1 pseudogene is annotated in these 213 nt (G+C 40.4%); it reads left to right on the forward strand.

Annotated elements, in window-relative coordinates:
- A pseudogene (locus tag V6260_RS19235) lies at nt 1-213 on the forward strand (DUF3450 family protein); the annotation flags it as partial.

Genomic DNA, 213 nt, shown 5'->3' on the forward strand with positions numbered 1-213 from the left:
CTTAATGATTTTCAACATCGTATTTCTATTCACGAAATGGCTATTAAACACCCAGACGGGCAAGAAGTGTGGGTAAAGCATCTTTATTTAGGTGCAGCACAAACATGGTTTGTATGCGAAGATTTAAGTTACGTAGGTATTGGTTTTCCAAGTGACTTACGTTGGCTGTGGGAATTTGACCCAAGCAATAATGCTGAGCAAGTTGCACTGGGT

The sequence above is a fragment of the Pseudoalteromonas aliena genome (assembly GCF_038155085.1).
Lineage (GTDB): Bacteria > Pseudomonadota > Gammaproteobacteria > Enterobacterales > Alteromonadaceae > Pseudoalteromonas > Pseudoalteromonas aliena_A.